Here is a 24,636-nt window from a genome sequence, read left to right on the forward strand (position 1 = left end):
CGTCCCCGTGACCGCATTCGTCACCTTCCTGATTCGCAGAACAACGCAGCCAACTGCGCCGCGGCTTGATCCGGCTGCGGCGCGCTCATGACAGCAGACACCACCGCCAAACCGTCCGCCCCGTGTTCCAACACCTGGGGAGCGTTTTGAATCTGGATGCCGCCGATTGCCACCACGGGGATGCGCACCGCCTCCGCGATCTCGCGCAGACCGGCCAGTCCGGTGTAACCGGCGTCGGGCTTGGACTGGGTCGGAAAGACCGCGCCCACGCCCAGGTAGTCGGCGCCGTCCGTCTCGGCCTGGCGCGCCTCGGCCAAGGTCTCTGCGGACACGCCAATCACCTTCTCCGGTCCCAAGAGCCGCCTCACATCTCGGCAGGGAATGTCGTCCTGGCCCACATGCACGCCGTCCGCGTCGACCGCCATCGCCACGTCCACACGGTCATTGATGAAGAATAGCGCGCCACTCTCGTGCGCCAACGCCCGCAAGACCCGTCCCAACTCGACAAAGCGGCGGCCCAGCTCCTGCTTGCGGCGCAGCTGCACGGCGGTCGCCCCGCCGGCGAGAGCGCTCCGCACCGTCTCAATGAGCGACTGCCCGTCCGGACGTTCATCGGTGACCACATAGACACGCAGGCGCTTGGCCAGTTCCGACGTCCTCGCCATCATCCATCCGCTCCCCAAGCCCGAATGTGCGCCCGCGCGGCGACCACTTCCGGTTGCAGGCGGTAGAGCGCGTCGAAAAGGGCCGCGTGGAACGTTCCCGGGCCCGCAGCCTCCGAGGCAGCCAGCTCCGCGGCCACATTGTACGCGGTCAGGGCGGCCGCCGCGGCCTGGGCCAGATGAGTCCGTTCCGCGCTGCGGCCGGCTGCCGCCGCAAACGCGCCGAGGATGCCCGTCGCCATGCAGCCGGAGCCCGTGATGGCCGCCAACAGCGGATGGCCGTTGTTCAATTCCCAGACCGTCTTGCCATCTGTGACATAATCCGTTTCGCCTGTCGCCACCACCACACACTCGTGCGCGGCCGCGTACGATTTCATCGCCTCGGGCAGGTGGGCGGCCGCCCCGGCCGAGTCGACCCCTTTCACCTCGCCGCCCGCGCCCAACAGCACGCCGATTTCGCCCGCGTTGCCGCGCAGGATGTCGACGTGGACTTCCGAGAGGACGCGGGAAGCCGCCGCGTCTCGAAACGGAGTCGCACCGACCCCGACCGGATCAAACACCACCGGCACCCCCGCCGCGTTGGCCGCCTGGCCGGCGATGCAGATGGAGTCAAGCACCGGGGCATCCAAGGTGCCCATGTTAAGCGCCACAGCGCCGGCCAGCCGCGCCATATCCGCCACCTCCTCACGGGCGTAGGCCATCACCGGCGAGGCACCGATGGCCAACAGCGCGTTGGCGACGATGTTGGTGACCACCCAGTTGGTGATGTTGTGCACCAACGGGCGCGCCTCACGCACCCCGTTCAGCCAACGGGCTGCGTCCACGGACGAAGCAGCTTGTCCAAGATCCACGAAAAACTCCTCCTCAAGTTTCATGTATCGCTGTCCACTCGCCGTTCTGCCACAGATACACATACCCGGGCGCCAGGCCGCGGAACGCGAGCGTGGCGACCGAATGGTCCGTCGGGCCGTGGCCGTGACCCACATCCCAATCCATGGCGCCGCGGATGGCCCGGTCGATGAACACCTTGGCGCCCGCCACCGCGTCGAGGACATCGGCGCCCAGCGCCAGCGCGGCCGCGACTGCCGAAGAGAAGGTGCAACCGGTGCCGTGCGTGTTTTGGGTGTGCGCCCGCGGGATAGCGAACAGGGTGTACCGGCTGCCATCGTAGAGCGTGTCCACGGCCAAGTCTGCAGCCAGTTCGGGCCACGGCGAGTCCTGCCAGAGGGTCCCCGAGCCGTGCCCGCCTTTGATGACGACCGCCCGCGCCCGCTGGCACAGGACGGCAGCCGCGTCCAGCACCCGCTGCCAGGTGTCGATGGGCCGGCCGTACAGCGTCTCTGCCTCCGGCAGATTGGGCGTGACCAGAGTGGCGAGCGGCAGCAGCCGAGCCATCAGTGTGGCAGCCGCGTCGTCATCCATCAGCCTGGCGCCGCCTTTGGCGACCATCACCGGATCCACCACAATCGGCGCCTCCACCCCGGCCAGTTCCGCCGCCACCCTCTCCATGATGCCCCCGCTCCCGAGCATGCCGAGCTTCACCGCGTCCACGCCCAAATCGTCCAACACCGACCGTATCTGGGCCTGCACCAGGCTCTCGTCCAGGTAGGCCACCGATTGCACACCCAGGGTGTTCTGGGCCGTCACCGCAGTCAGGGCGGACATCCCGTACACGCCGTATGCGGCGAACGTCTTCAAATCGGCCTGGATGCCCGCGCCGCCGCCGCTGTCGGATCCCGCAATCGTCAACGCCCGCACCACATGCCCGGCAGTGGTCTTTTTCATCGCCCTCCCCCCTTGTCCTCAGGCAAACAAATCGGATGACAGGTAGCGTTCACCCGTATCCGGCGCCAGGAACAGGACGCGCGCCTCCGGCGGCAACGCAGCTGCAATCTCGACCGCAAAGTGCGCCGAGGCGGCCGCTGAGGCGCCCACGAAAATGCCCTCCTCGCGGGCCAAGCGACGGGCCATCACCTGAGCATCCTCGTCCTTGATGTGCAAAAGCTCGTCGTAAATGTGCTGATTGAGAATCTTCGGGATGAATCCCGGGCCCGTCCCCGGAATTTTGTGCGGCCCCGGCTGCCCTCCCGCCAACACGGGAGATCCGGCCGGCTCCACGACATAGATGCGCAGCCCCGGGATCTTCTCCTTGAGCACCTCGCCCGTGCCGGTCACGGTGCCACCTGTTCCCGCGGTCAGCACAAACGCGTCCAGCTTGCCCTCGAACGCCTCGTAGATCTCCAGCGCCGTCGTCGTCCGATGGGCGTCCGGATTGGCCGGGTTCTCAAACTGCATGGGGATGAAGCTGTCGGGGATCTCCGCCGCTAGCCGGTTCGCCACATCAATCGCGCCCTGCATGCGCTGGGCCGCCGGCGTCAGGTGAACCTCGGCTCCGTACGCCTTGAGAATCTTCACCCGCTCGGCGGTGGCGTTGTCCGGCATGGTGATGATGCAACGGTACCCCTTGGCCGCACACACCATCGCCAGCCCGATGCCCGTGTTGCCGGAGGTGGGCTCAATGACCGTGCTGCGGCCCGGTTCAATCCATCCCGCCCGTTCCGCCACCTCAATCATGTTCAGCGCCGGACGGTCCTTCACACTGCCGCCGGGGTTAAACGATTCCAGCTTGACGTACACCTGGGCTCCCCGAGGGTTGGGGACTCGATTCAGTCTCACAATCGGCGTCTTGCCTACCAATTCCAAAATCGAGTTATACAACGGCATGTGTACTTCGCCTCTCTCATACCTATCTGATGCCGGCGACTCCGGTATCGGCCCGGGCCGCTCGTGCCCAGAGCACAAGCCTGCCTGCCTCGCTGCGGCCGACGCACCATAACTGGGAGTACCTTACCACACCCACGCAAACGTGGAAAGCGCCCAATTGGACCATGATCACACGGATTTCGGGCTTGCGTTTGTTGCCGGTTTCAGGTAGATTATACCCTGAAATCGGGTCGGAAAACGAGATTTTGACACCCACTCACACCTTGGCGAACGCCGACCCCGCGCGGTCGATCCGCTCGCCCCCGCCGCCGAGCCTCGATTCGGCCCCGGGACCACCGCGGTCGTCCGCACCAGATTCCAAAAGAGGAGAAGAGGAGGTTGTACCATGCCCGCCAAAGACGTGTTGGTAAGCACAGAGTGGGTTGCGGCCCACAAAGACGACGGCAACATCCGCTTGGTCGAAGTCGACGTTGACACCAGCGCCTATGAAACGGGACACATCGAGGGCGCCATCGCCTGGAACTGGACCACCCAACTGAACGACCAGGTTCGCCGTGACATCTTAAGCCGTGAGCAGCTGGAACAGCTTCTCGGCAACTCGGGCATCACCCCGGACACATTGATTATCCTCTATGGCGACAACAACAACTGGTTTGCGGCCTACGCATACTGGCAATTGAAGATCTTCGGCCACGAGAACGCCAAGCTGATGGACGGCGGCCGCAAGAAGTGGGAGCTGGAGGGGCGCCCGTTCGTCAAGGAGGTGCCGACGGTCACCCCGGTTACGTACTCGGCGAAAGACCCAGACCTGTCCATCCGCGCCCGCCAGCGCGAGGTCGAAGACGCGATTGGCGACAAAGCCACGGCCCTCGTCGACGTCCGCAGCCCGCAGGAGTACTCCGGTGAAGTGATTGCCCCTCCGGGCATGACGGAAACGGCGCAACGCGGCGGCCACGTGCCCGGCGCTGTCAACATTCCCTGGGCGAAGGCGGTCAACGAGGACGGCACCTTCAAGTCGGACAGCGAGTTGGCGGATCTATACCAGTCGGTCGGAGTCACTCCTGACAAGAATGTCATCGCCTACTGCCGCATCGGCGAGCGTTCCGCCCACACCTGGTTTGTCCTGCACGAGCTTCTGGGTTACAACAACGTCAAGAACTACGACGGATCGTGGACCGAGTGGGGCAGCATGGTCGGTACCCCGATTGAGAAATGATGGATCCCTTGTCCGATTCATCGTCCATCGAGCGGGCCGCTCAGGCGCCAAGCGCTTCCCGATTGCTTGAACGGGTGTTTGCCGGTGATCTGGAAAAGATCCAGGTGGTGTTCGACGCGGCGGTGTTGGATGCCTACCGCGAAGCCGGCGGTTTTCGCATCATCCGCACCGACTCCTCAGGGCGTCTGAGCAAGTCTGGCGCTTGGAGCATCGATTTCGGCATCAGCGGCGATGGGGACAAGTTCATCCACGCGCCCATCGGCAGCATCCTGCACCGCCTGCCGGAATCGGAACACGAGCATTGGCGCCAGCATGTCGTCAGTCTGCCCTTGAGCGAGAACTTCCTGCGCGGCTTGGTGCGGCCGGGCTGTCTGGACGACGGCCCCATCCGCCCCTGGTGACCAAACAACCACAGGACCACACGGGGGCTGATCCGACAGTGCCGAGGGCACTGGGGCAGCCCCCTCCTCTTTGTGGAGTGATCCCCGAAGCACTCGTGACGGAAACCCATTCCCGGGCAGTCCCGGCGGGTTGCCGGCCGGAAGAAGGGAAACCGCGCCCTGCCCGTCACCTGGCTGTAAGTTCCCGCTCCAGCCGCAGGGCAGAAGGCTCATCCTGGCAGATGAGCAGGAGCGTGTCATCGCCGGCGATGGTGCCAATCAGCCCGTCAATCGAAAGGGCGTCAATCATGGCCGCAATCGCGTGCGCGTTGCCGGGCATCACCCGAATCACGACCAGGTTTTGCGCCCGTCCCAAGGAGATGAACACATCGGCCAGCCGGCGCCGCAGGGTGTCCAGGTTGACTGGCGGCGCGGCCGCAGGGATGGCGTACTTGTAGCGGCCGTTGCTGCCAATCACCTTGATCAGCTGCAGTTCCTTGATGTCGCGCGACACGGTGGCCTGCGTGACATTGAAGCCCGACTCCTCAAGCCGACGAATCAGCTCTTCTTGGGTTTCAATTTCATACTGGCTGACGATTTCCCGAATCCGCAACTGGCGTTGTTCTTTCACTCATGTTTCCTCCTGCCTCATCGGCGGCATCAGTGAATCCTGTGGGCCTTGCCCGGCGGCCAGATGACCATATCCGCCCGCCCGACGATGGCCGATCTGGGCACGTATCGGTGCTGCCAGAAGCGGCTGTCGTCCGAGACGTTGCGGTTGTCTCCCATCATGAAGTATTCGCCAGCGGGCACTTTATAAGGTCCGTAATCCCCCTTGGTCCCGCCGGGAGCAAGGTAGGGTTCGTGCAGCAGTTTGCCGTTGCGATAGACATGTCCATCGCGTACGACAATCGTGTCCCCCGGCATGCCGATGATGCGCTTGACGAAAATCTGCGAAGGATCATCCGGCCAGTGGAACAGCACGACCTCTCCCTCGTACGGAGCGTGGAACTCGGTCGCGAGGTGGTCTACGAGCATGTAGCAAGGATTGGGGATGGTTGGATACATGGACTCGGACGGGACTATCGCCACCCCGACAATCCACTTCTGGATTCCCCAGGCCACCAGACAACCGAGGGCGATGGGCCACACCCACTCCCAGAGCGTTTTCCACAGCGCCGGCCGGCGCTCAGTTTGACGTTCCGACAGATCCATGAGGTCACCTCGTCCACTAGACCATGCAGCCGAAACACGACAGGGGATGACTCGCTTCACGCTGCACAGGAATGGTAATACGTTAAGTATGACGGAAAATCCGCCGCGATGCCAGCCGCTCCAACCACTCCCCTAGGCGGGGCCAATTCCTGTCCGCACAGAACACGTGTTCCCCACGGTCCGGCCGTGGTACAATGGGAAACAAACCAGCCAGTTGCGGAGGCATCCACGATGGCGGAACGGGACATCCTCCACATCGATATGAACGCCTTTTACTGCTCCTGCCACGCCGCGGCCGATCCGCACCGGTACCGGGGCAAACCGACAGCCGTGGCGGGAAGCCCGGAGACCCGTCACGGCGTCGTCGTCACGGCCAGTTATGAGGCGCGCAGGTTTGGGGTGCGCGCCACCATGACGGTTCCACAGGCGGTGCGCGTATGCCCATCCCTCATCCTGATTGAACCGGACTTCTCCCTCTACCGTGCGTATTCGCGCAAGGTGATGCAAATCGTACGCGAGTACACGCCGTTGGTTGAGGTGTTCAGCATCGACGAGTGCTTCGCGGATGTGGGAGGCAGTGGCCAATTCGGCAGCCCGGCGGAGATTGCGCGGACCATCCAGCGGCGGCTCCAGCAGGAACTGGGGCTGCCGTGTTCCGTCGGGATTGGCTCCAACAAGTTTTTGGCGAAGATGGCGAGTGACCGAAAGAAACCGCTGGGAATCACGGAAATCCGCAACGCCCACATCCGCGATCGGTTGTGGCCGCTGTCGGTGGACAAGATGCTGGGTGTGGGGCGGAGCACCGCCCGGCGATTGAAAGGGATGGGCCTGTCCACCATCGGCGATGTGGCGGCGGCGCGTCCGCACATACTGGAGCGGCGCTTTGGCAAACGCGGAGTCGAATTGTGGCGCTTGGCCAACGGGCTGGACGACCGCCCCGTCGTACCAGTGCGCCCACCGAACAAGAGCATCGGGCACTCCATCACGTTGCCGCAGGACGCCACCGACCTGGAAGAGGTGCAAACCATCCTGCTCAATCTCAGCGACCGGGTTGGGCGACGGTTGCGCCGTCACGGCGCCGCCGGACGGGCGGTGCAGGTGACCATTCGCTACGCCACCCGCGAGACCATCACGCGTGTCATGACCCTAGAGCGGCCGACCGACGTGACAGAGGATGTATACGCGGCGGCGCTCGCGCTGGTGCGCGCACATTGGCAGCCGTCCCGGCCCATCCGCCTGTTGGGAGTCAGTGTGCAACAATTGCGGTACCCGGGTGAGGCGGCCCCCGTGCAACTGCCTCTTTTCCCCGAGGGGGAGGACGCGTGGGCACCCCGTGGTTTCCATCAGGGAGCCTTAGTGGGGGAAAGCACGTCGCGCCGCTGGCAGCGTCTGGATAGGGTGATGGATTGGCTGCGTGACAAATACGGAGAAGACATCATCCTGCGCGGACGCATGCTGGCACCGCATGCCAGCAGTGAGCTGCGCAACGAGAGGACCCGCGGCACTTCGCTCCAGAAGGATGTGCTGGATGCCAGAGCGCCAGTGCCGCGTCGAAGCCAGGAGGTGGAATGAACGTGCCGCTGCTGGGAGGGGCGCTGGCCCCGATAGTGACGATTCTCGCCTGCTTGGTGGCAGCTGTGGTCATGGTCTGCTCCCGCCGGCTGTAGCGCCGTCATCCGTCAAGCACGCGGCCAAACCGGCAAGGGCAGACCGCTCACAGGGCTTCACGCTCAAGCGAACCGGACCTTGTCCGCTCCCTTTCGGGATAAATGTCCATCTCTTCCAACATGCGGACGCGCTCCCGGTCGGCGCCGAACACGAAGTACAGGTTGGCCGCGATGCCAAGCCCCAAAAACAAGATCCACACCAAGGCGAACGTCCCCGCCAGCCCCGGGTGCAACCCCGGCAGCCGAGGAATCCCATAGACGCCTAATGCAACCAGGGCACCCGCGTAAACCATCGCCCGCCTGCGGCTGCTGGCGTCGGGGCGTGTATGCCTGCGCATCCTCCATTCCTCCTCACGTCTTTGTCCAGCGCTATATTCCTATGCCGCATCGCCCTCCGGTATGCCCGCCTGACGCGCCGAGCACCGGCCAGCACGCCTGCAGGGGCAGCGCGTATACTCCGGTCGGGATTGCGGCACGCTGTCAATGAACCGAACGACGTCAGAGGCAGGAGGGAAAACGCATGGGCGTTCTCGAGAATTTCGACCGGTGGCAGGAGTTTCTCGGCGATCAGGTGAACAAGGCGCACGCGATGGGCATGTCTGAGGACCAAGTGACCGCCGTCGCCAAGAAAATGGGAGACTACCTGGCCAACAAGGTGGACCCCAAGAACGAGCAGGAGCGCCTGCTCAAGGAGTTATGGGACGTGGGAGACGACCAGGACCGGATGGCTCTGGCGCGTATGATGATCCGGATGTCCGAGCACCAAGTCCACTGACCCTTGCGAGAAAATCAGCGGCCCTGGGGACCAGCCCGCCCCAGGCCGCCGACTTTGCTGCAGGTGTGAAGTTCGGTGTGCGAGGAAATGGGGCACTGTGCCAAGCCCGCAGTCAGACCTCGATGCTCTCACCAGGCTGCAAGACGGCCCCCTTCAACCCTTTTTCCGCCAGCGCACGCACGTATGCCTGCGCATCCTGGCGAATCAGGTCAAACGTGTTGTAGTGCATCGGGATGACCAGCCCGGCTTGAAGCCATTCCGCCGCGATGAGAGCGTCCTCCGGGCCCATCGTGAAGTTGTCGCCGATGGGCAGCGCGGCCACATCGATGCGGTTGAGCTCTCCAAGCAGCCGCATGTCGCCGAACAAAGCGGTGTCTCCCGCGTGATAAAGCGTCTTTTCGCCCATCGTGAGCAAAAATCCGCATGGGTTGCCCGCATACAGCAGCTGGTCCCCGTCCTCCAGCGCCGATCCGTGGAAGGCCAGGGTCAGTTTCACGCGGCCAAAGTCGAAGGTGTGCGCCCCGCCCAAATGCATTGGGTGCACCCGGCAGCCCCGCCGTCCGTACAGGATGGCCAATTCATTGGGGGCCACGATGAGGGCGTCATTGGCTTTCGCTATCGCCTCCGCGTCGGCCACGTGGTCGGCATGGCCGTGCGTGAGCAGGACCGCCTCTGCCCGGATGTCCTCCGGTTTCGCCACCGCTGTCGGATTGCCGGACAGGAACGGGTCAATCACAACGGTGTGCCCGTCCGCTTCAACGACAAAACACGCCTGCCCATGAAAGGTCAGCTTCACGTCAATCCCTCCCGCTTTACTCGTTTTCTTTCGTATCCCCGAGCCCCGGGTGCGGCAGGAGCGCATCCTCGACCACCTTGGACAGGATGTCTTGAACATCCATCAACATGACGGTCAATTGCCGCTCCGCCTCCAGGTACTCGCTGACATCGCGGTTGAGGCGGACAATCTCCGCCAGCCGCGCGAGGTTATCCTTCTCTTCCTGGGAAAGCTCCTGGCCGTCGATGATCTTGGTCTGCATCTCCCACTCGCGCAATCGAAAATCCTGCAGCATATGTAAAGTCGATGGGTCCTGCTCGATACGCTCGCGGGCGTCCTTGAGCCTTCGAAATACCTCAGAGCTGCGGATTTCCTTGGCTAATTCATGCGCCCTGTCGTACGGATTCATGGCCGACCTCCCATCTGACTCGCCGGCTGCGTGCACCTTGCAGGTCCGACGCATCTAGTTCCAGTATAGCGAATTTGTGAGGACCGAACCATTCGCTATACTATGGAGTATGAGCCTGCTTGACCGGTTGCCAACAAGCGGCTTCACCCTGACAGGCTCATTCGCAGAAAAGGAGTGTGCCACATGCGAGGGATTCCCAGTCCGGCCACCATCTACGAGATGATTGGCGGGGCGGATACGATTCGCGAGTTGGTCACGCATTTTTACGATTATGTGGCGCAGGACCCGGATTTACGCCCGATTTTCCCAGAGGATTTTACCGAGATTCGGGAGAAGCAATATGCATTCTTGACCCAGTTTTTTGGCGGCCCGCAACTGTACAGTGAAACCTATGGACCGCCGATGATGCGCGCCCGGCACCTGCCTCACCCGGTCACGCCGCGCCGCGCGAAAGCATGGCTGAGCTGCATGGAGCGAGCCATGGATGACACAGGAATCACCGGGGATGCCCGCAGGTTCATGCTGCAGAGACTGACGCTGACGGCCCATCATATGGTGAACACCCCGGACGATGAAGCCGAATAGGGGCAAACCCACTGGCGAAGGAGGACAACCATGCCGCTGAGACTGGCCGAGTGGCGCAAGCAGAAAGGTTGGACGCAGGCCCGTCTGGCCAAGGAAACGGGACTGTCGGCGAGCGCCGTCGCCATGTATGAAACCGGCCGCCGCACGCCGGATGCGGGCGCGTTGGCGCGCTTGGCCGCCGCCTTGGGCGTGTCCATCTCCGACCTCACCGATGCCGGGACGGAGGCGGCGGCCAAACAGGACGGAGTCCCGGCCGCGGGACAAACGAATAAGGCGCCGCCGGCCAATGCCCCTGTTCCGCCGGCTGCAAAAGCGCCGCCCGGCGTTTGGTCGCCGGCCACCGCCATCCCGCTGTCGGGAGAGGAGGCGCGCATTGTTCTGTTTCTGCGCCTGCACCCGGAAGCGGTGCCGTTTCTCGTCGAATACGTGAGCGCGCCCGAGGAACGCAGGCAACAGCTGGAGAAAACCTGGCAGTTGATTCGAAACTTCCCTATCTGACCTTGGGGCCGGTCTCCCATAGACCTTCGCTTTACAATGCGCGGACTTTGCGCAGGCGTAAGGAACGGGCGAGATCGGCAGGAGCAGGAAAGCGAACCTGCGGGCACAGGTCCACCCCGACAGAACGGTACGCCTCGCACCACAGCGTCGAACAGATGCGCGTGCGCGGTGGCTCCTGGAACGGCAGCACCAGGTGCAACAGGTAGCGCACCCCTTCCCAGCCAATCAGCCAATAATCATAGTCGTATCCGTACTCCCGCAGCACATAGTCCCGGATGCCCGCGCGTTGACCCTCGTTCAACTCGTCACAGGTGTACAGGTCGGCCAGGCCTTTGTACGCCGACAGCGGCACATACCCGACGCGCCGCGAGGCGCGGGCCTCCATCAATTGGCCCGGCAGCACGACCCCGGCCACGTGGCTGTACGGGCTGTGGGTCACACGCTGGATGACCCGGTCAAACAGGTGCACCCCACGCAAAAAGACAAGATCCGCGATGCGATAGTCCACCGGGCCACCACCTCCACGTCACCGCTCCGAGCGGCGATGGCGGGCGGCCTGCCTTCGCCCCGTGGCGTCCGCCCGCCTTTGCCTGCGGGATAGTGTTGCCGGATATGGACTATCCGCATGCGGACCCTGCACAAGGAGGGCTGCCGGTTCAACAACGCGAGCTGGGTTTAGGCCCGCACCCGGTACGGAATCGGGTCTTCAAACCCCGCCTCCGCGAACCCTTTCAAGCGCAGCCGGCAGCTGTCGCACTCGCCGCACGCCACCTCCTGACCGTTGTAGCAGGAAGTGGTCAGTTCGTAGGGCACGCCGAGGCGCATGCCCAAGCGGATGATCTCGGCCTTGGTCAAGTGCAAAAGCGGCGTTTCGACGCGTATGGGCCGGCCCTCGACGCCCGCTTTGGTGCCCACCCGCAGCACCTCCTGCACGGCCGTGATGAAGGCTGGACGACAATCCGGATAGCCGCTGTAATCGAGGGCGTTGACGCCGATGTACAGCGCCTCTGCTCCCTTGACCTCCGCGTACGAGGCGGCGATGGACAAAAAGATGAGGTTGCGCCCCGGAACGTACGTGACAGGGATCTCGTTCTCCGGGCTCACGCCTCCGGTCGGCACCGCCAGCGACAGGTCGGTCAAGGCGCTGCCGCCGAACTGGGAGAGAAAATCGAGCTTGACCACCCGGTGCTCCGCCACGCGGTAATGGCGGGCCACCGCCTGGGCTTTCTCCAACTCAATCCGGTGGCGCTGCCCATAGTCGAAGGTAATGGGAAACAACTCGTACCCGGCATCCTGCGCGATGCCCATACAGGTCGTGCTGTCCAGACCGCCGCTCAAAATCACAACTGCGCGCAACATAGCGCCCCCTCTCCTGGGTTTCATCTGTTCGTGGAATTCGTGGCGTTCGAATTGGCCCCCATGCTGGCCTCAGCACTTCGTTGCGTGTTCGTCCCGCCAGTCCGTTGCGCATTGGTCCCGCCACTCCGTTGCGTGGTGCTCCCGCCGCTGCTGGTATTGCTTCCGCCGCCCTGGACCGGCGGCACCGGGCCTCCGGTCGCTCCCTGGTTACCCGTCCCTACCGGGCCCGTGGGGACCGTGTTGTTGCCCGTGGAGTTGGAGGGCGGGACCGCGCCCGTGGTGTTGTTGGCGGGGTTGTTGGCTGGCCCGCTGGGAGGCGTGCTGCCCGTCCCATTCTCCGGTGCCCCCGGCGTGCCGGGGGCCGTGGAATTTCCCGCACCAACCCCGTTGTCGGTCGAGTTCTGCGGCGGGGCTGCCGGCGCCTCCACCCTGACCGTGAGGGAAGCCGGGCTGCCCACCTTCGATCCGGTGGACGGATCGACCGCCTGGACTGTGTAGGTGTACGTCTGCCCCTCGCTGACGTTGGCATCGTAGAAGCTGAGACTGGCCGTCTCGCCAATCTGGGTGGCGCTGGCACCGCCGCCCGCGCGCGTGATGACGAAGTTTACGTCTCCGGCCAGGTCGGATTGCCAAGACAGCTCGACGCTGCCGCGCGTGGCATCCCAGGACGCGTGCAGCCCCTTCACGGCCGTCTTGGTTTGAGGGGCGGGCTGCGTCGATTCGCTGCTGGCCTGCGACAGGTCAAACTGCTCGGGCGTGCGTCCCTGCTCGGCGAGACGAATCACATCGCCGAAGATCTCCGAACACATATACGACGGCTGGTCGCTGCTGAGCATGTGATATTCCGGCCCTGGGCCGTCGTAGTTCCATCCCATGTAGATGCTGCCGACCATGTTCGGTGTGTAGCCATCAAACCAGGCCAGGCGCACCCAATCCTGGTGGCCCCCGTTTTGCGACGAGTCGTACTGCACCGTTCCGGTCTTGCCGGCCACTCCCCAGCCGGGAAGCTGGGCGCCGGTGCCGGTGCCGTAGCTGACCACGTCGGTCAAAAGGTCGGTCATGACTTGCGCGGTGCGCTCACTCATCACCCGCTTGGCGGCCGGGGCAAAATTGTAGATTTCGTCCCCGGACTGGTTGACAATGCGCCTGATCAGGTGCGCCTGCTCCATCACGCCGCCATTATCAAACGCCGAGTAAGCCTGGGCCATCTGCATCGGCGTGACCCCCTTCTGCATGCCGCCGATGGCGATGCCCAGGTGTTGATGGTCGCTCTGCGTAAACTGCAGACCCATGTTCTCCGCGAACTGGATGCCGTTGTCAATGCCAATCATTTGCAGCACCGTGCAGGCCGCCACATTGGCCGAGTGGGCCAAAGCCCAGCGCACGGTTACGCGGGCAGGCATCGGCTCGTCGTTTTGCGGATAAAAGTTGCCAAAGTTGTGCGGCTGGTTGTCCAGCACCGTGTTCGGCGTGATTTTGCCCTCTTCCAGCGCCGGGCCGTAGTCGAGCACCGGCTTGATGGACGATCCGGGCGATCCATGCTCGTACACCCGGTCAATCCCGTTGGCCGCGTCGGCGCCATGCCCCGTCGCGACACCCAGGATGCCGCCCGTCTTCGGATCGACGAACACGGCGGCGGCGGGCACCGGTTGGCCATGGACGGCCGGTTCAAAGTGGTTGTTGTAGTTGCTGCTCTTATAGAACACGGTGTTCAAGGCCGATTGCACCTTAGGGTCAATGGTCGTGTAGACCTTCAACCCGCCCTGCGACAGCAGGTCTTTATCGATGCCGTTTTGCTCCGCGTAATCATACAAGAACCGCGCCAACATCGGGTTTTTGTCCCAGATGTCTCCGGGAAGGTTGTGGAATGAGGCGTTGATTTTCTGAGCCTCGACCCGCTTGGCCTCGGCCTCGCTGAGGTTGCCGTACTTGACCATGTTCTCCAGAACTTGGTTGCGCCGCTTTTCGGCTGCCGCCTCGTGGGCAATCGGATCATAGGCGCTGGGCGCCTGCAACAGCCCAGCCAAGGTGGCCGCCTGGTTGAGCGTGAGTTGATCCGGGTGTTTGGCCAAATCCACCCCGAAGTAACGGATGGCCGCCTCGCGAATGCCGGTGGCTCCTTCCCCGAAGTACGCCCGGTTGAGGTACATGGCAAGAATCTCTTGCTTGCTGAAGTGACGGTCAATCTGCACACCCAGGACAATCTGCTGAAACTTGCGTGAAAACGTCTTCTTATCCGTGAGATACACGATTTTCGCCAATTGCTCTTGAATCGTGCTCCCGCCCTGGGACAAACTCCCTGTCCACATGTCCACAAACACCGCCCGCAACAGGCCCCGCAGGTCGATGCTGGATCCCTGCCAATAGTTGCGGTCCTCAGTCGCCACCACGGCTTCCTGGAGGTTTTGCGGAATGTCCTGATAGGGGATATCGTTGCTCCCGGGCGCGCTGATGGTGGCCAGCTGGTGGCCGTCCTTGTCGTAAACCACCGTTGGGACGGTGTTCAGCTCCAGCTTGGATGCGTCAAACGGCATCAGTTCGACCAAAGCCACGAACACGCCGACAAAGATGACAACGATCGCCGAAAAGGCGATCACGATGCGTGCGATGTACTTTCTTTTCATGCGTCCTCCGTCTCCTTCCTGGCCAGGTCTGCTTCCACGGCGAGACTCCCTTTCCCTGACAGACGGCGCAAGGACTCAAGCATAGAGTACGTGGATTGGGCGCCAAAATCGAGGGGTACCGGCGAGAAAAAGCGACGGTTTGACGACAAACCGGTTCTCACCCGGCCGTGGGCCCGCTCATAGGCTGCTGGGGGTGATGGATGTGACACTCGCACACTGGGTGTATCTGTTGGGTGCGCTGGTCGTGGTGGCGACCATGGTTTTCCGCAAGAACCTGGTGGTGCCCAGCCTCGTCTTTACTTTCTTGGTGGCGTGGGCCCATCAGGGGTCGGTGATTGCCGCCGTCGAGTCGATTTTCAATGCCGACCTGTATGCGGCGACGCAGCTGTTCAACGTCTTCTTGATCATCTCCATCATGGTCGCCATGCTGCGGGCCGCTCACCACATCGGCGCCGATGTGCACATGGTGCGCCCGATTCAAAAGCTGATGCGAACGCCGCTGGTCGCCTACACCGTGTTAGTCCTCGCCACAGCGGCCATCTCTCTGTTCTTTTGGCCGACCCCGGCCATCCCACTGGTCGGCGCATTGCTCATCCCGACTGCGGTGCGGGCCGGCCTCTCCCCGCTGGCGGCGGCCGCGGCGGTAGCCCTGGCCGGCCAGGGCATGGCCCTTGCCGGCGACGTGGTGATTCAGGGGGCGCCGAGCATCACCGCCAGCGCCGCCGGCGTTCCGCTCACCTTGCTGCTGGTCAAAGGCGGTATCCTCACCGGCGTCACGGGCGCCGTCGCGATCCCGCTGGCGTACCTGATGCAACGCCAGGAAATCCGCCAGTTCCACCGGCAATCTGTCGAAGACCGGATGCAGGTGGCCGGCATGCTCGGGGACAGCCGACTGGAGATGGCCGCGACGGCTCAGGGAGGCCCAAACCCGCCGCTGGGCAACCTCCGGGCGGCGGTATGCGCCATTGTCGTGCCGGTGTTGTTGCTGGCCGCGATTGCCGCCCTGTGCGGGTTTCATCTCAAGGGTGGCGACGCCACCGCCCTGCTTGGGGGAGTCGGATCGCTGTTGCTGGTCATCCTCGGACTGGTCGGTGGAGGGCGCGGCACGGACGCGCTGGAGCGGGTCAGCCAACACCTGGTGGAAGGGTTCACGTTCTCGTTTCGGGCCATGGGGCCGGTCATCCCCATCGCCGGCTTCTTCTACCTGGGCAGCCCCGACGGAGCGCAGGCGATTCTCGGCAAAGGAGCGCCCGGGTTTTTGTTTGACGCGGCGGTGCACGTCAGCCACGCTCTACCGCCTGGCAGCGTGGCGGCCGCGTTCGGCGTGCTCCTTTTGGGGCTTGTCACGGGGCTGGACGGATCGGGCTTTGCGGGGTTGCCATTGGTCGGCTCGGTGGCCGGGGCGCTGGCACCCGGCAATCCGCAGACCGCGTCGCTGCTGGGGGCGATTGGGCAGATGGGCTCGGTCTGGTCCGGAGGCGGGACGCTCATCGCCTGGTCGTCGCTCGTCGCGGTGGCCGCGGTGGCGGGCGTGAACGTCAGCGAACTCGCCAAGCGCAACCTGGTTCCTGTGCTGGTGGGTCTGGTGGTCAGCACGGTGGTGGGTCTTATCCTCTGGTAAGGCCCCCGCCCCTTGCGCACGTACGCAGCGGCCGCCCATTTCCGGACCGGCGCCGCTCAGGAGCGGGCCGATCCCGCCGCCAAAGCGCGGTCGCTGGGCAGGAGCGCAAACAACACCGCCGCCAGCGCCGGAAGGATGACGTACATATGGATGATGAACGGCACCCCAAAACGGTCCGCGAGTCCGCCCATGAACGCCGCGCCCACGCCGGCGGCGCCGATGCCAAGGCCAATCACCAGTCCCGACGCCAACCCGATGCGCCCGGGCAGCAGCATCTGCCCATAGACCACTGTGACAGCGAACGTGGCGAGCATGCAAAAACCGAGCAGGACCAAGTCCACCGCCGCCCAAATGCCGTGGGTATGCGGCAGCAGCCAGGCAAACGGCACCGCCAAGAGCGTCGTCCCGACCATCAGCCACTTGCGGCCAAAGCGGTCGGACAGCGGACCACCCAACAGCGTCGCCACAGCCCCGGCACCCAGGAACAAAAAGCTGTAAATCTCGCCCTGGTCCAGAGAAACGTGCTGCTCCTCGTAAAAAAACGGCAGAAACGCGGGAATCCCCACCTGCGCCCAGGCGCGGGCGATGATGGCGACGGTCAGCAGGGCCATCGCCCACGGCCGGTCTTGCCCCGCCCGGACGGCACGCGAGCCCGCCTGCCCGCGTGCGTTGGCCTTGTACCAAGGCACCAGCCGGATCGTCAACAAGAACGCCAGCACGCCGACCACCAGAAACCACAGCAGCCCGTGGATGCCAGTGTACGCGCGTAGGAGCGGCACGGCCAGGGGGCCGAGCGCTTGCCCGGCGTTGCCGCCCACCTGGAAGATGGACTGGGCCGTACCCTTGGCGCTCCCTGCCGCCAGGTGCGCGCCGCGCGAGGCCTCTGGGTGAAACACGCCGGAACCGATCCCGGACAGCGCCACCGCCAGGAGCAGCAGAGGGTAGGATGGGACGACCCCGGACAGGGACAGCCCCACGCCGACCAGCAGCAGCCCAAACGGCAAGAGCCAAGCCTGCGGACGCCGGTCGGACAGGACGCCGAACAGCGGCTGCGACACGGAAGACGTGAGGTATGACACCAGCACAACCAGTCCGGCCTGGGTATAGGTCAGGTGAAACGCCGACTTGTACAAAGGCATCAAGGCCGGCACGACACCGCTGGTCATCAGGTCGTTCATCAGGTGGGCGCCGCTGAGCGTCCAGACACGCCCCTTCTGCAGGGGGGCGGGCGACAGTGCAGCCGAAGGTGTAGACATGATCTCTCCCCTCCTCAGCGACCGCCGATTCGTCCCACGGCAAGGCGTGGGGACGAAGACAGGCCAGCACAAGGTTCCTACCTGAATGCGAGACAACCTTGTATAATCGGTGTAGAAATCCAGTACGTGACTATTGTAAGGGGTTTGTTCGAGTTGCGAAAGGTTTTTGCGGTGATTTTGGCCTCCGGGACGGGACAGCGCATGGGCGCTGGCGTCCCCAAGCAATTTCTCCCGCTCGCCGGGCGCACGATTCTCGAACACGCCCTGGACGCGTTTGAAGCCAGCGCGCATGTCGACGAGATGATTCTCGTCGCGCACCCGGACACAGAGGAACAGACCCAGCACATCCTACGACGCAACCGCTACAGCAAGCTCCGACGCGTGGTCCCCGGCGGCGAGACCCGCCAGCAAAGCAGCAAAGCCGGCATCGACGCCATCGCAGAGGAGGACGCATGGGTTTTGATTCACGACGCGGCCCGGCCGCTGGTGAGCGAGGCGGTGATTGCCCGGTGCGTGTGCGCACTGAATCAGCATCAGGCGGTGTCGGCCGCCGTTCCGGCCACCGACACCGTGTTTGAAGTGAACGACACGGGGCGCATCGACGCCATACCGGACCGCACCCGGCTGTGGCGGGCGCAGACACCGCAGGCATTCCATCTGCAGGTGCTACGGCGCGCCCACCAGTTGGCCCTTGCCACTCAGGACTCTGGGCCGGCCAGCGACGACTGCAGCCTGGTCCTGCGCTTCCAACTGGCTCCCGTGCATGTGGTCGAAGGCGACGTGCGCAACCTGAAGGTCACATACCCGGCCGACCTCGCGCTGGCCGAACGGTTGCTGACCCTGCAATAGGGGTGGCATGCCGCTGGATCAAGAAGCCATCTCTTCCCCATCCCCAGCCTGCGCCGAAACGGGCGCCGTCGCGACGCCTATCTTCGAGTCGGCCATGCCGTAGTAGAGATGCCAGAGTCCGTTGTGCTCCACCAGCCCTTCGACGAACACGACATTGTCCACCTGGCCCTTGCGCTCGTCCACAGTGCCCGGGGTCAGGAACGGATGGGCCGTGCGTTTGAGCACCCGGCACGGGTCGTCCTTCGCCAACAGCGCCTGGCCGCTCGCGTAAAACAGCCGGCCGTGGTGCGGACTGGACGGATTATCAATGCGCCGGGCGGCGTTGTAGATGAGGAGAATCCCCTCGCCGGTCAACACCGGCTGCGGCCCAGGCTCGATGAGCGCGCTGTCGAAAGCGTCTGGATTGGTGGACGGACGCAGTACCGGCTCTGATAGCGGCGTCCAATGTATAAGGTCCTCCGAGTGGGCCATCCAGATGCTGGTGTCACCGAAGTACATGATGTACCGCCCGTCTATCGGCGTCGACAGAATGGCTCCCGATTTGGACCACACCTTGTCCAATCCGCCCCGCCACTGCGGGAACAATATCCCGTGTTTCTCCCACGTGAACAGGTCCTTGGAGGTGGCCAGGCACAGGTACGCGCTCCGGCCGTCAAAGGCCGTGTAGGTCATGTAGTACGTGTCCCCCACCTGGGTCACGCGCGGATCCTCACACCCACCCGGAAACTCATACCCCTCCGTCGGCACGAGCACGGGATGAGGATGGCGTTGAAAACGGATTCCATCCTCGCTGAACGCGAGCCCGATGCGCGAGGTGCCGTTCCAGCGGCCGCTGCCGCTGTTGTCCTCGGCGCGATACAACATATATATCTTCCCATCCTTGGCGACCGCGGTCGGATTGAACAAGTCCTTGGCCTCCCAGCCATGCCCTTGCGGTCCCATGATAGGGTTGAGTTCGTATTTTGTAAACGGTCCCAGAGGGAACCCTATCTTACCCGAAGTCAAGGTCTGCAACCTCCCACCTTGATGGTGTTGTCATTGTACTACGGACGCAGAGCCCCCCGCGAGCCCAATTTATGCCTGGACTGGGTGATGGAACTTTGCCGTGGCGTCGATTTATGCTACAATTACGCGTGAATTTCCGGCCGTGTCGCGGTTGGATGGAACGATGGACAAGAGCCGATGAGAAGGACGAGTAGCCAGCATTTGGGCGCTGCAGAGAGTGGGGTCAGGTGCAAGCCCACGCGCCCGGGTTGGTGAATATCCCCTTCGAGGTGCTGGCTGAACCCGGACCCGTTGGCGAGCAGGCCGCGGAGGGTCGGCAGTAGGCCCAGCCGGGTTTCTCCCGTTATCGAGAACAGATGGAGCGGCAAGCTCGGCACCCATCTCGGCCCCGCCGTATCGCGGAATAACGGCCACGCGGGTGCAGAGTTTTTCCATGGCCGATGGGGAATGAGCGGGTGCGCCCAGAGCATCCGGCGACCAGCGTTCGGCCATGTGCGGCTAACTTGGGTGGTACAGCGGGAGGTCCTCTCGCCCCAAACGGGGCGAGAGGTTTTTGTTATAGAGCCCCGCCGCACCCCGACACATTCCGCCATTGACGCTGCAGGAGGATGAACCATGTACCGAAAAGTGGACGCCAAGGAACCGGCCAAAGCGCGCGAGCAGCGCGTGCTCTCGTTTTGGCGGGAGCACGACGTGTTCCGGGAGAGCGAGCGGATGCGCGAGGGCAGCCCGGAGTTCGTGTTCTACGAAGGTCCCCCGACCGCAAACGGGCGGCCCCACCCCGGCCACGTGCTGACCCGGGTGATGAAGGATGTCTACCCGCGCTACCGGACGATGAAGGGGTTTCACGTCACGCGCAAGGCGGGATGGGACACACACGGCCTGCCCGTCGAGATTGAAGTGGAAAAAAAGTTTGGCATCAGCGGCAAGAAGCAGATTCAGGAGTTCGGGATTGAACGCTTTGTCCAAGAGTGCAAGAACAGTGTCTTCACTTACGAACAGACGTGGCGGGAACTGTCTGAGCGGCTGGGCTATTGGGTGGACCTGGATAACCCGTACATGACGCTGACAGACGATTATATTGAATCGGTCTGGCACCTGTTGAAAACCATCTACGAAAAAGGACTGCTGTACAAAGGCCACCGGGTGAGCCCTTACTGCCCACACTGCGAAACCACGCTGTCTAGCCATGAGGTGGCGCAGGGCTACAAGGATGTCAAGGACTTATCGGTGACGGCCAAGTTCCGCCTGCTTGACCCATCGGAGGTCGCGCGGGTGTTCGCGCAGGGACAGTTGCCGGATGACACCCCGACATACATCCTGGCCTGGACAACCACCCCCTGGACGCTGCCGAGCAATGTGGCGCTGGCGGTCAACCCGGAGTTTACGTACGTGCTGATTCATGACGCGGCGGCCAAGGAGAACTACGTCGTCGCGGAGGGCCGCAAGGAGCACTACCTGACGGAGGAGCGACGCGTCGTCACCGCCTGCACCGGCGCAGAGTTGGCCGGCCTGCGCTATCAACCGGTGTTTCCATACGTGACCGTCGACGGGAAAAAACACGTCGTCGTCACCTCCAGCCACGTGACCGACGAATCCGGCACCGGCGTCGTGCACATGGCGCCGGCCTTCGGCGAGGACGACTACCGCGTCTGTCAGGAAAACGGCGTGGTGTTTGTCAATTTTGTCGACCTTTCCGGCCACTTCACCGACACCGTCAGCGACTTCGCCGGCCGCTTCGTCAAGGACGAACAAGTCAACGTGGATATCGTCAAGCACCTGGCGGCGCGCGGTCTGGTCTATGACAAGGGCAAGCACGAACACGCGTACCCCCACTGCTGGCGCTGCGACACACCCTTGTTGTATTACGCGATTGACAGCTGGTTCATTCGCATGACCGCCATCAAGGCCGAGGTCATCGAAAACTCGCGCGGCGTCCATTGGATCCCGGAGCACATCCGCGACGGCCGCATGGGAAATTTTCTGGAAAACCTGGTCGATTGGAATCTGTCGCGCAGCCGCTATTGGGGCACTCCACTGCCGATTTGGGTGTGCGACCGCTGCGGGCGCACCGAGTGCATCGGATCGAAGGCCGAGCTGAAGGAGCGGGCCGGCCGGTTGCCGCAGGAACTGCACAAGCCGTACATCGACGATGTCCGCTGGACCTGCGCGTGCGGCGGCCGGATGGAGCGGGTGCCCGAGGTCATCGACGTCTGGTTTGACTCCGGCAGCATGCCGTTTGCCCAGTGGCACTACCCATTTGAGAACCAGGAGCAATTCCACCGGCTGTACCCGGCCGATTACGTCTGCGAGGCGATTGATCAGACACGCGGCTGGTTCTACAGCCTGTTGGCCATTTCGTCGCTGGTCAAGGGAATGGCCCCGTATAAAAACGTGCTGGTGCTGGGCCACGTGGTGGACGAGGACGGCAAGAAAATGTCCAAGTCGAAAGGCAACGTGATCGATCCGTTCGAGGCTTTCGACCTGCACGGTGCGGACGCGCTGCGCTTCTATTTCCTGGTCAACACCCAGCCGTGGAACTCGCAGCGCTTCTACCACCGAGCAGTGGCAGAGGCCAAGGCGAAGTTTATCGACCTTCTGCAGAACGTGCACGCCTTCTACGCGCTGTACGCTGGCATCGACGGCTTCTGCCCGGCCGAGCATCACGTGCCGGTGGCCGAGCGGCCGCTCATGGACCGTTGGATTCTGGCCCGCCTGCACGATACCATCCGGCGCGCGGACGAGGCCCTGGCGGCGTTCGACGCGACCACGGCAGCGCGCCAGATCCAGGGTCTGGTCAATGACTTGTCGACCTGGTACGTGCGCCGCAACCGCGAGCGGTTCTGGGCGGGCGGCATGGAGGCGGACAAGGCAGCGGCGTTCTTGACCCTGTACGAAGTCCTGGCGACTGTGGCCAAGCTGATTGCGCCCCTGACCCCGTTCATCGCGGAGGAACTGTACCAAAATGTCGTGCGCAGTTGGGACGAGACCGCTCCCGTCAGCGTCCACCTGTGCGACTTCCCAGTCGCGGAGGCGGACCTCGTGGACGAGCGCCTCTTGGATGAGATGGACTGGGTTCTCTGGGCGGTGGAATCCGCGCGGCACCTGCGCAACGAAAGCAAGCTGAAAACCAGGCAACCGCTCTCCACCCTCTATCTGCCGCAAAACCTGGAGGATGTGCTGGGCAAGTTCACCGACATCCTGGCCGAGGAGTTGAACGTCAAGGAGGTTGCCTTTGTGCAGCTGGAGGAGATTGCCCGTCCGGAGCTGTTCCTCAACCTGAAAGAGGTCGGCCGGGCATACGGAAAAGAAGTGCCGGCCATCAACCAGGCGGCCAAGCAGGCGGCTCCGCAGGTGATGGCTGCGTTTGCGGCCGAGGGCAAGGTGGAGTTAGCCGGGCGCGTTATCACCCGCGACATGGCGGAAATCCGCTACCACGCGGCATTTCCGGGTCTTATCGACGTCTCCGGCCGTGGATTCGTCGGCCTCAACACCCAGTTGACGCCAGAACTCATTGAGGAAGGGTTTGTCCGGGAAATCATCTCCAAAATGCAGATGATGCGCAAAGAGGTCGACTATGAGGTGACGGCCAAGGTTGTGTTCGCCGCCTACGGGGACGAGGAGGTGCTGGCCATTCTGCGCCGCCATCAGGAGCGGATTGCCCGGACTGTCCTGATTCGCGATGTCCATTTTGGCAGCATGGAAGGTGATCTGACCAAGGAGTGGGACATCAACGGAAAACCGCTGACGCTGACGGTGAAAGGCTGAAGACAGTGTTCGTCGCCCGTCCCGGGCTAGTGAGGCTCGGGATGGGTTTTTTATGTGGAAGGGTCCACAAAAGGTCTGGATTCCTTATGTGGCTCCAACTACGATGCGAATCGTTCCGCTTGTGCTCGGGGGTTGTCGGCAGCTGGCCAAGGTGAAATCATAGCTGCGCATGCACCTTCACTCTCCGGTATTTTTCGTAACCCTCACCACAAGCCTTGAATCGAACACGCGAGTGCGGGCAATGGCGACTCCCAGCCAACATGACATCACGCAGGATGGGGAAAGATGCAACTAAGTCACCAACCCAGTACAATGGAGGCGTATCATGACCGTCCAGACATCCTTTCCACAGTCCTTTCCCGCCCAACATCAGGATCGTCAACCGGGACTTGAATCGGTGATGAACCCACTGCCCACGGCGGAAGACCCAAGCTATAAAGCGGCCGGGAAGCTTGCCGGGAGAGCCGCCATCATCACAGGCGGAGACAGCGGCATAGGTCGCGCAGTGGCCATCGTGTTTGCGAAGGAAGGGGCGGATGTGGGCATCGTGTACCTCAACGAACATGAAGACGCCGAGGCCACGAAGGCGCGCGTCGAACAGTTGGGGAGGCGCTGCATACTGGAAGCGGGCGACGTGGGAGACGAGGCCTTTTGCCGCGATGCGGTCCGTCGCATCGTCAAGGCCATGGGACGCTTGGATATTCTCGTCAACAATGCGGCCGAGCAACACCCGCAGGACAGCGTCGAGAAGATCTCTGCAGAACAGCTGGAGCGTACGTTTCGCACCAACGTGTTTTCCTATTTTTACATGGTCAAGGCAGCGCTCCCATACCTCCAATCTGGATCCGCCATCATCAATACCGCGTCAGTCACTGCCTATGAGGGGAATGCGGGCCTCATCGACTATTCGGCGACGAAAGGGGCAATCGTCACCTTCACCCGCTCCCTGTCGTTGTGCCTGGCCGGGCGCGGTATCCGAGTGAACGGCGTAGCTCCGGGTCCTATCTGGACGCCGCTCATCCCCTCCACCAGCCCCGCAGAACAGGTGACCCACTTTGGCTCCAACACGCCGCTGAACCGGGCCGGGCAGCCTTGCGAACTCGCCCCTGCTTACGTATACCTGGCGACGGACGATTCGTCCTACGTGTCCGGCCAGGTTCTGCATGTCAACGGCGGCACCGTGGTCAACGGGTGAACGGGCGCCACCGAGGCACAGACCGCGTAAGACGCAGGATCTGTGACACCAGC

Annotated in this window: 24 protein-coding genes; 10 read left to right on the forward strand and 14 right to left on the reverse strand. The window is 63.3% G+C overall.

Translation table 11 applies throughout. From position 1 onward, the window contains the following. Positions 1 to 20 precede the first annotated feature (20 nt). Genes thiE through cysK form a run of 4 tightly spaced genes read right to left on the reverse strand, consistent with a single transcriptional unit; the run spans position 21 to position 3,386 of the window. Positions 21 to 665: a thiamine phosphate synthase gene (thiE, locus tag AK2_RS05325; protein ID WP_067932485.1), complete on the reverse strand. Its 645-nt coding sequence runs from the start codon at positions 663 to 665 to the stop codon at positions 21 to 23. After that, positions 665 to 1,486, reverse strand: a complete 822-nt coding sequence (gene thiM / locus AK2_RS05330; protein WP_067932487.1) for a hydroxyethylthiazole kinase — start codon at positions 1,484 to 1,486, stop codon at positions 665 to 667. Before thiM ends, thiE begins: the two co-directional genes overlap by 1 nt. A gap of 40 nt (positions 1,487 to 1,526) precedes the next feature. Further along, positions 1,527 to 2,447, reverse strand: a complete 921-nt coding sequence (gene thiD / locus AK2_RS05335) for a bifunctional hydroxymethylpyrimidine kinase/phosphomethylpyrimidine kinase (RefSeq protein ID WP_067932180.1) — start codon at positions 2,445 to 2,447, stop codon at positions 1,527 to 1,529. An 18-nt stretch (positions 2,448 to 2,465) separates the two neighbouring features. Continuing rightward, on the reverse strand, positions 2,466 to 3,386 hold the full coding sequence (gene cysK, locus AK2_RS05340; RefSeq protein ID WP_067932182.1) for a cysteine synthase A: 921 nt from the start codon (positions 3,384 to 3,386) through the stop codon (positions 2,466 to 2,468). Positions 3,387 to 3,771: 385 nt separating this feature from the next. On the opposite strand from cysK, the gene AK2_RS05345 reads away from it, so the two are divergent. Then, positions 3,772 to 4,602, forward strand: coding sequence for a sulfurtransferase (locus tag AK2_RS05345; RefSeq protein ID WP_067932184.1), 831 nt, complete (start codon positions 3,772 to 3,774; stop codon positions 4,600 to 4,602). Positions 4,603 to 4,610: 8 nt separating this feature from the next. Then, on the forward strand, positions 4,611 to 5,003 hold the full coding sequence (locus tag AK2_RS05350) for a hypothetical protein (RefSeq protein WP_157076238.1): 393 nt from the start codon (positions 4,611 to 4,613) through the stop codon (positions 5,001 to 5,003). 166 nt (positions 5,004 to 5,169) lie between these two features. Here the strand turns inward: AK2_RS05350 and argR are convergent, their stop codons facing one another. Beyond that, a complete protein-coding gene (gene argR, locus AK2_RS05355) occupies positions 5,170 to 5,613 on the reverse strand; it encodes an arginine repressor (protein ID WP_067932188.1) in 444 nt (147 codons plus the stop codon). A 29-nt stretch (positions 5,614 to 5,642) separates the two neighbouring features. After that, a complete protein-coding gene (gene lepB, locus AK2_RS05360; protein WP_067932190.1) occupies positions 5,643 to 6,197 on the reverse strand; it encodes a signal peptidase I in 555 nt (184 codons plus the stop codon). A gap of 231 nt (positions 6,198 to 6,428) precedes the next feature. On the opposite strand from lepB, the gene AK2_RS05365 reads away from it, so the two are divergent. Next, on the forward strand, positions 6,429 to 7,769 hold the full coding sequence (locus AK2_RS05365; protein WP_067932192.1) for a DNA polymerase IV: 1,341 nt from the start codon (positions 6,429 to 6,431) through the stop codon (positions 7,767 to 7,769). A gap of 142 nt (positions 7,770 to 7,911) precedes the next feature. On the opposite strand, the gene AK2_RS05370 is transcribed toward AK2_RS05365, so the two are convergent. Beyond that, positions 7,912 to 8,202, reverse strand: a complete 291-nt coding sequence (locus AK2_RS05370; RefSeq protein ID WP_174521143.1) for a hypothetical protein — start codon at positions 8,200 to 8,202, stop codon at positions 7,912 to 7,914. Positions 8,203 to 8,384: 182 nt separating this feature from the next. Here AK2_RS05370 and AK2_RS05375 point away from each other — a divergent pair, with 182 nt between their 5' ends. Further along, positions 8,385 to 8,639 carry a DUF3243 domain-containing protein gene (locus AK2_RS05375; RefSeq protein ID WP_067932194.1) on the forward strand — a complete coding sequence of 85 codons (255 nt, stop codon included), beginning with the start codon at positions 8,385 to 8,387 and terminating at the stop codon, positions 8,637 to 8,639. A gap of 112 nt (positions 8,640 to 8,751) precedes the next feature. Here AK2_RS05375 and AK2_RS05380 read toward each other — a convergent pair whose 3' ends face one another. After that, on the reverse strand, positions 8,752 to 9,435 hold the full coding sequence (locus AK2_RS05380; protein ID WP_067932196.1) for a metal-dependent hydrolase: 684 nt from the start codon (positions 9,433 to 9,435) through the stop codon (positions 8,752 to 8,754). Between the two features lie 16 nt (positions 9,436 to 9,451). After that, complete coding sequence (locus AK2_RS05385) at positions 9,452 to 9,823, reverse strand: YlbF/YmcA family competence regulator (protein ID WP_067932198.1); 372 nt, start codon at positions 9,821 to 9,823, stop codon at positions 9,452 to 9,454. A gap of 183 nt (positions 9,824 to 10,006) precedes the next feature. Between AK2_RS05385 and AK2_RS05390 the strand changes: the two genes are divergently transcribed. Both AK2_RS05390 and AK2_RS05395 read left to right on the forward strand, forming a co-directional pair. Next, the gene (locus AK2_RS05390) at positions 10,007 to 10,408 is read left to right on the forward strand and encodes a globin domain-containing protein (RefSeq protein WP_067932200.1); all 402 of its coding nucleotides are present in this window, start codon (positions 10,007 to 10,009) and stop codon (positions 10,406 to 10,408) included. Between the two features lie 30 nt (positions 10,409 to 10,438). Further along, positions 10,439 to 10,906 carry a helix-turn-helix domain-containing protein gene (locus tag AK2_RS05395; RefSeq protein ID WP_067932202.1) on the forward strand — a complete coding sequence of 156 codons (468 nt, stop codon included), beginning with the start codon at positions 10,439 to 10,441 and terminating at the stop codon, positions 10,904 to 10,906. A gap of 31 nt (positions 10,907 to 10,937) precedes the next feature. Here the strand turns inward: AK2_RS05395 and AK2_RS05400 are convergent, their stop codons facing one another. From AK2_RS05400 to AK2_RS05410, 3 genes are all read right to left on the reverse strand, one after another. Beyond that, the gene (locus tag AK2_RS05400) at positions 10,938 to 11,414 is read right to left on the reverse strand and encodes a hypothetical protein (protein ID WP_067932205.1); all 477 of its coding nucleotides are present in this window, start codon (positions 11,412 to 11,414) and stop codon (positions 10,938 to 10,940) included. 167 nt (positions 11,415 to 11,581) lie between these two features. Further along, entirely contained in the window at positions 11,582 to 12,265 is a 684-nt protein-coding gene (gene queC, locus AK2_RS05405; RefSeq protein ID WP_067932207.1) for a 7-cyano-7-deazaguanine synthase QueC, read from the reverse strand. 20 nt (positions 12,266 to 12,285) lie between these two features. Further along, positions 12,286 to 14,889, reverse strand: coding sequence for a transglycosylase domain-containing protein (locus AK2_RS05410; protein WP_067932209.1), 2,604 nt, complete (start codon positions 14,887 to 14,889; stop codon positions 12,286 to 12,288). A 202-nt stretch (positions 14,890 to 15,091) separates the two neighbouring features. Here AK2_RS05410 and AK2_RS05415 point away from each other — a divergent pair, with 202 nt between their 5' ends. Continuing rightward, positions 15,092 to 16,510 carry a hypothetical protein gene (locus tag AK2_RS05415; RefSeq protein WP_067932210.1) on the forward strand — a complete coding sequence of 473 codons (1,419 nt, stop codon included), beginning with the start codon at positions 15,092 to 15,094 and terminating at the stop codon, positions 16,508 to 16,510. A gap of 56 nt (positions 16,511 to 16,566) precedes the next feature. On the opposite strand, the gene AK2_RS05420 is transcribed toward AK2_RS05415, so the two are convergent. Next, positions 16,567 to 17,766 carry an MFS transporter gene (locus AK2_RS05420; RefSeq protein WP_067932212.1) on the reverse strand — a complete coding sequence of 400 codons (1,200 nt, stop codon included), beginning with the start codon at positions 17,764 to 17,766 and terminating at the stop codon, positions 16,567 to 16,569. Between the two features lie 153 nt (positions 17,767 to 17,919). On the opposite strand from AK2_RS05420, the gene ispD reads away from it, so the two are divergent. Continuing rightward, positions 17,920 to 18,615, forward strand: a complete 696-nt coding sequence (gene ispD / locus AK2_RS05425; RefSeq protein ID WP_067932214.1) for a 2-C-methyl-D-erythritol 4-phosphate cytidylyltransferase — start codon at positions 17,920 to 17,922, stop codon at positions 18,613 to 18,615. Positions 18,616 to 18,633: 18 nt separating this feature from the next. Here ispD and AK2_RS05430 read toward each other — a convergent pair whose 3' ends face one another. Beyond that, positions 18,634 to 19,620: a glycoside hydrolase family 130 protein gene (locus AK2_RS05430; protein WP_245632785.1), complete on the reverse strand. Its 987-nt coding sequence runs from the start codon at positions 19,618 to 19,620 to the stop codon at positions 18,634 to 18,636. A gap of 615 nt (positions 19,621 to 20,235) precedes the next feature. On the opposite strand from AK2_RS05430, the gene ileS reads away from it, so the two are divergent. Together ileS and AK2_RS05440 are read left to right on the forward strand one after the other, a co-directional pair. Beyond that, a complete protein-coding gene (gene ileS, locus AK2_RS05435; protein WP_067932218.1) occupies positions 20,236 to 23,388 on the forward strand; it encodes an isoleucine--tRNA ligase in 3,153 nt (1,050 codons plus the stop codon). A gap of 325 nt (positions 23,389 to 23,713) precedes the next feature. Further along, positions 23,714 to 24,583 carry an SDR family oxidoreductase gene (locus AK2_RS05440; RefSeq protein ID WP_067932220.1) on the forward strand — a complete coding sequence of 290 codons (870 nt, stop codon included), beginning with the start codon at positions 23,714 to 23,716 and terminating at the stop codon, positions 24,581 to 24,583. Positions 24,584 to 24,636: the final 53 nt, after the last annotated feature.

It is taken from the genome of Alicyclobacillus kakegawensis NBRC 103104 (assembly GCF_001552655.1).
Taxonomy (GTDB): domain Bacteria; phylum Bacillota; class Bacilli; order Alicyclobacillales; family Alicyclobacillaceae; genus Alicyclobacillus_G; species Alicyclobacillus_G kakegawensis.

What these genes read in the sequence shown, in the direction of transcription:
- thiE (WP_067932485.1), bottom strand. Translation starts at nt 665, where the DNA reads ATGGCGAGGACGTCGGAACTGGCCAAGCGCCTGCGTGTCTATGTGGTC.
- thiD (WP_067932180.1), bottom strand. Translation starts at nt 2,447, where the DNA reads ATGAAAAAGACCACTGCCGGGCATGTGGTGCGGGCGTTGACGATTGCG.
- cysK (WP_067932182.1), bottom strand. Translation starts at nt 3,386, where the DNA reads ATGCCGTTGTATAACTCGATTTTGGAATTGGTAGGCAAGACGCCGATT.
- AK2_RS05345 (WP_067932184.1), top strand. Translation starts at nt 3,772, where the DNA reads ATGCCCGCCAAAGACGTGTTGGTAAGCACAGAGTGGGTTGCGGCCCAC.
- lepB (WP_067932190.1), bottom strand. Translation starts at nt 6,197, where the DNA reads ATGGATCTGTCGGAACGTCAAACTGAGCGCCGGCCGGCGCTGTGGAAA.
- AK2_RS05365 (WP_067932192.1), top strand. Translation starts at nt 6,429, where the DNA reads ATGGCGGAACGGGACATCCTCCACATCGATATGAACGCCTTTTACTGC.
- AK2_RS05370 (WP_174521143.1), bottom strand. Translation starts at nt 8,202, where the DNA reads ATGCGCAGGCATACACGCCCCGACGCCAGCAGCCGCAGGCGGGCGATG.
- AK2_RS05375 (WP_067932194.1), top strand. Translation starts at nt 8,385, where the DNA reads ATGGGCGTTCTCGAGAATTTCGACCGGTGGCAGGAGTTTCTCGGCGAT.
- AK2_RS05385 (WP_067932198.1), bottom strand. Translation starts at nt 9,823, where the DNA reads ATGAATCCGTACGACAGGGCGCATGAATTAGCCAAGGAAATCCGCAGC.
- AK2_RS05390 (WP_067932200.1), top strand. Translation starts at nt 10,007, where the DNA reads ATGCGAGGGATTCCCAGTCCGGCCACCATCTACGAGATGATTGGCGGG.
- AK2_RS05395 (WP_067932202.1), top strand. Translation starts at nt 10,439, where the DNA reads ATGCCGCTGAGACTGGCCGAGTGGCGCAAGCAGAAAGGTTGGACGCAG.
- queC (WP_067932207.1), bottom strand. Translation starts at nt 12,265, where the DNA reads ATGTTGCGCGCAGTTGTGATTTTGAGCGGCGGTCTGGACAGCACGACC.
- AK2_RS05410 (WP_067932209.1), bottom strand. Translation starts at nt 14,889, where the DNA reads ATGAAAAGAAAGTACATCGCACGCATCGTGATCGCCTTTTCGGCGATC.
- AK2_RS05420 (WP_067932212.1), bottom strand. Translation starts at nt 17,766, where the DNA reads ATGTCTACACCTTCGGCTGCACTGTCGCCCGCCCCCCTGCAGAAGGGG.
- ileS (WP_067932218.1), top strand. Translation starts at nt 20,236, where the DNA reads ATGTACCGAAAAGTGGACGCCAAGGAACCGGCCAAAGCGCGCGAGCAG.
- AK2_RS05440 (WP_067932220.1), top strand. Translation starts at nt 23,714, where the DNA reads ATGACCGTCCAGACATCCTTTCCACAGTCCTTTCCCGCCCAACATCAG.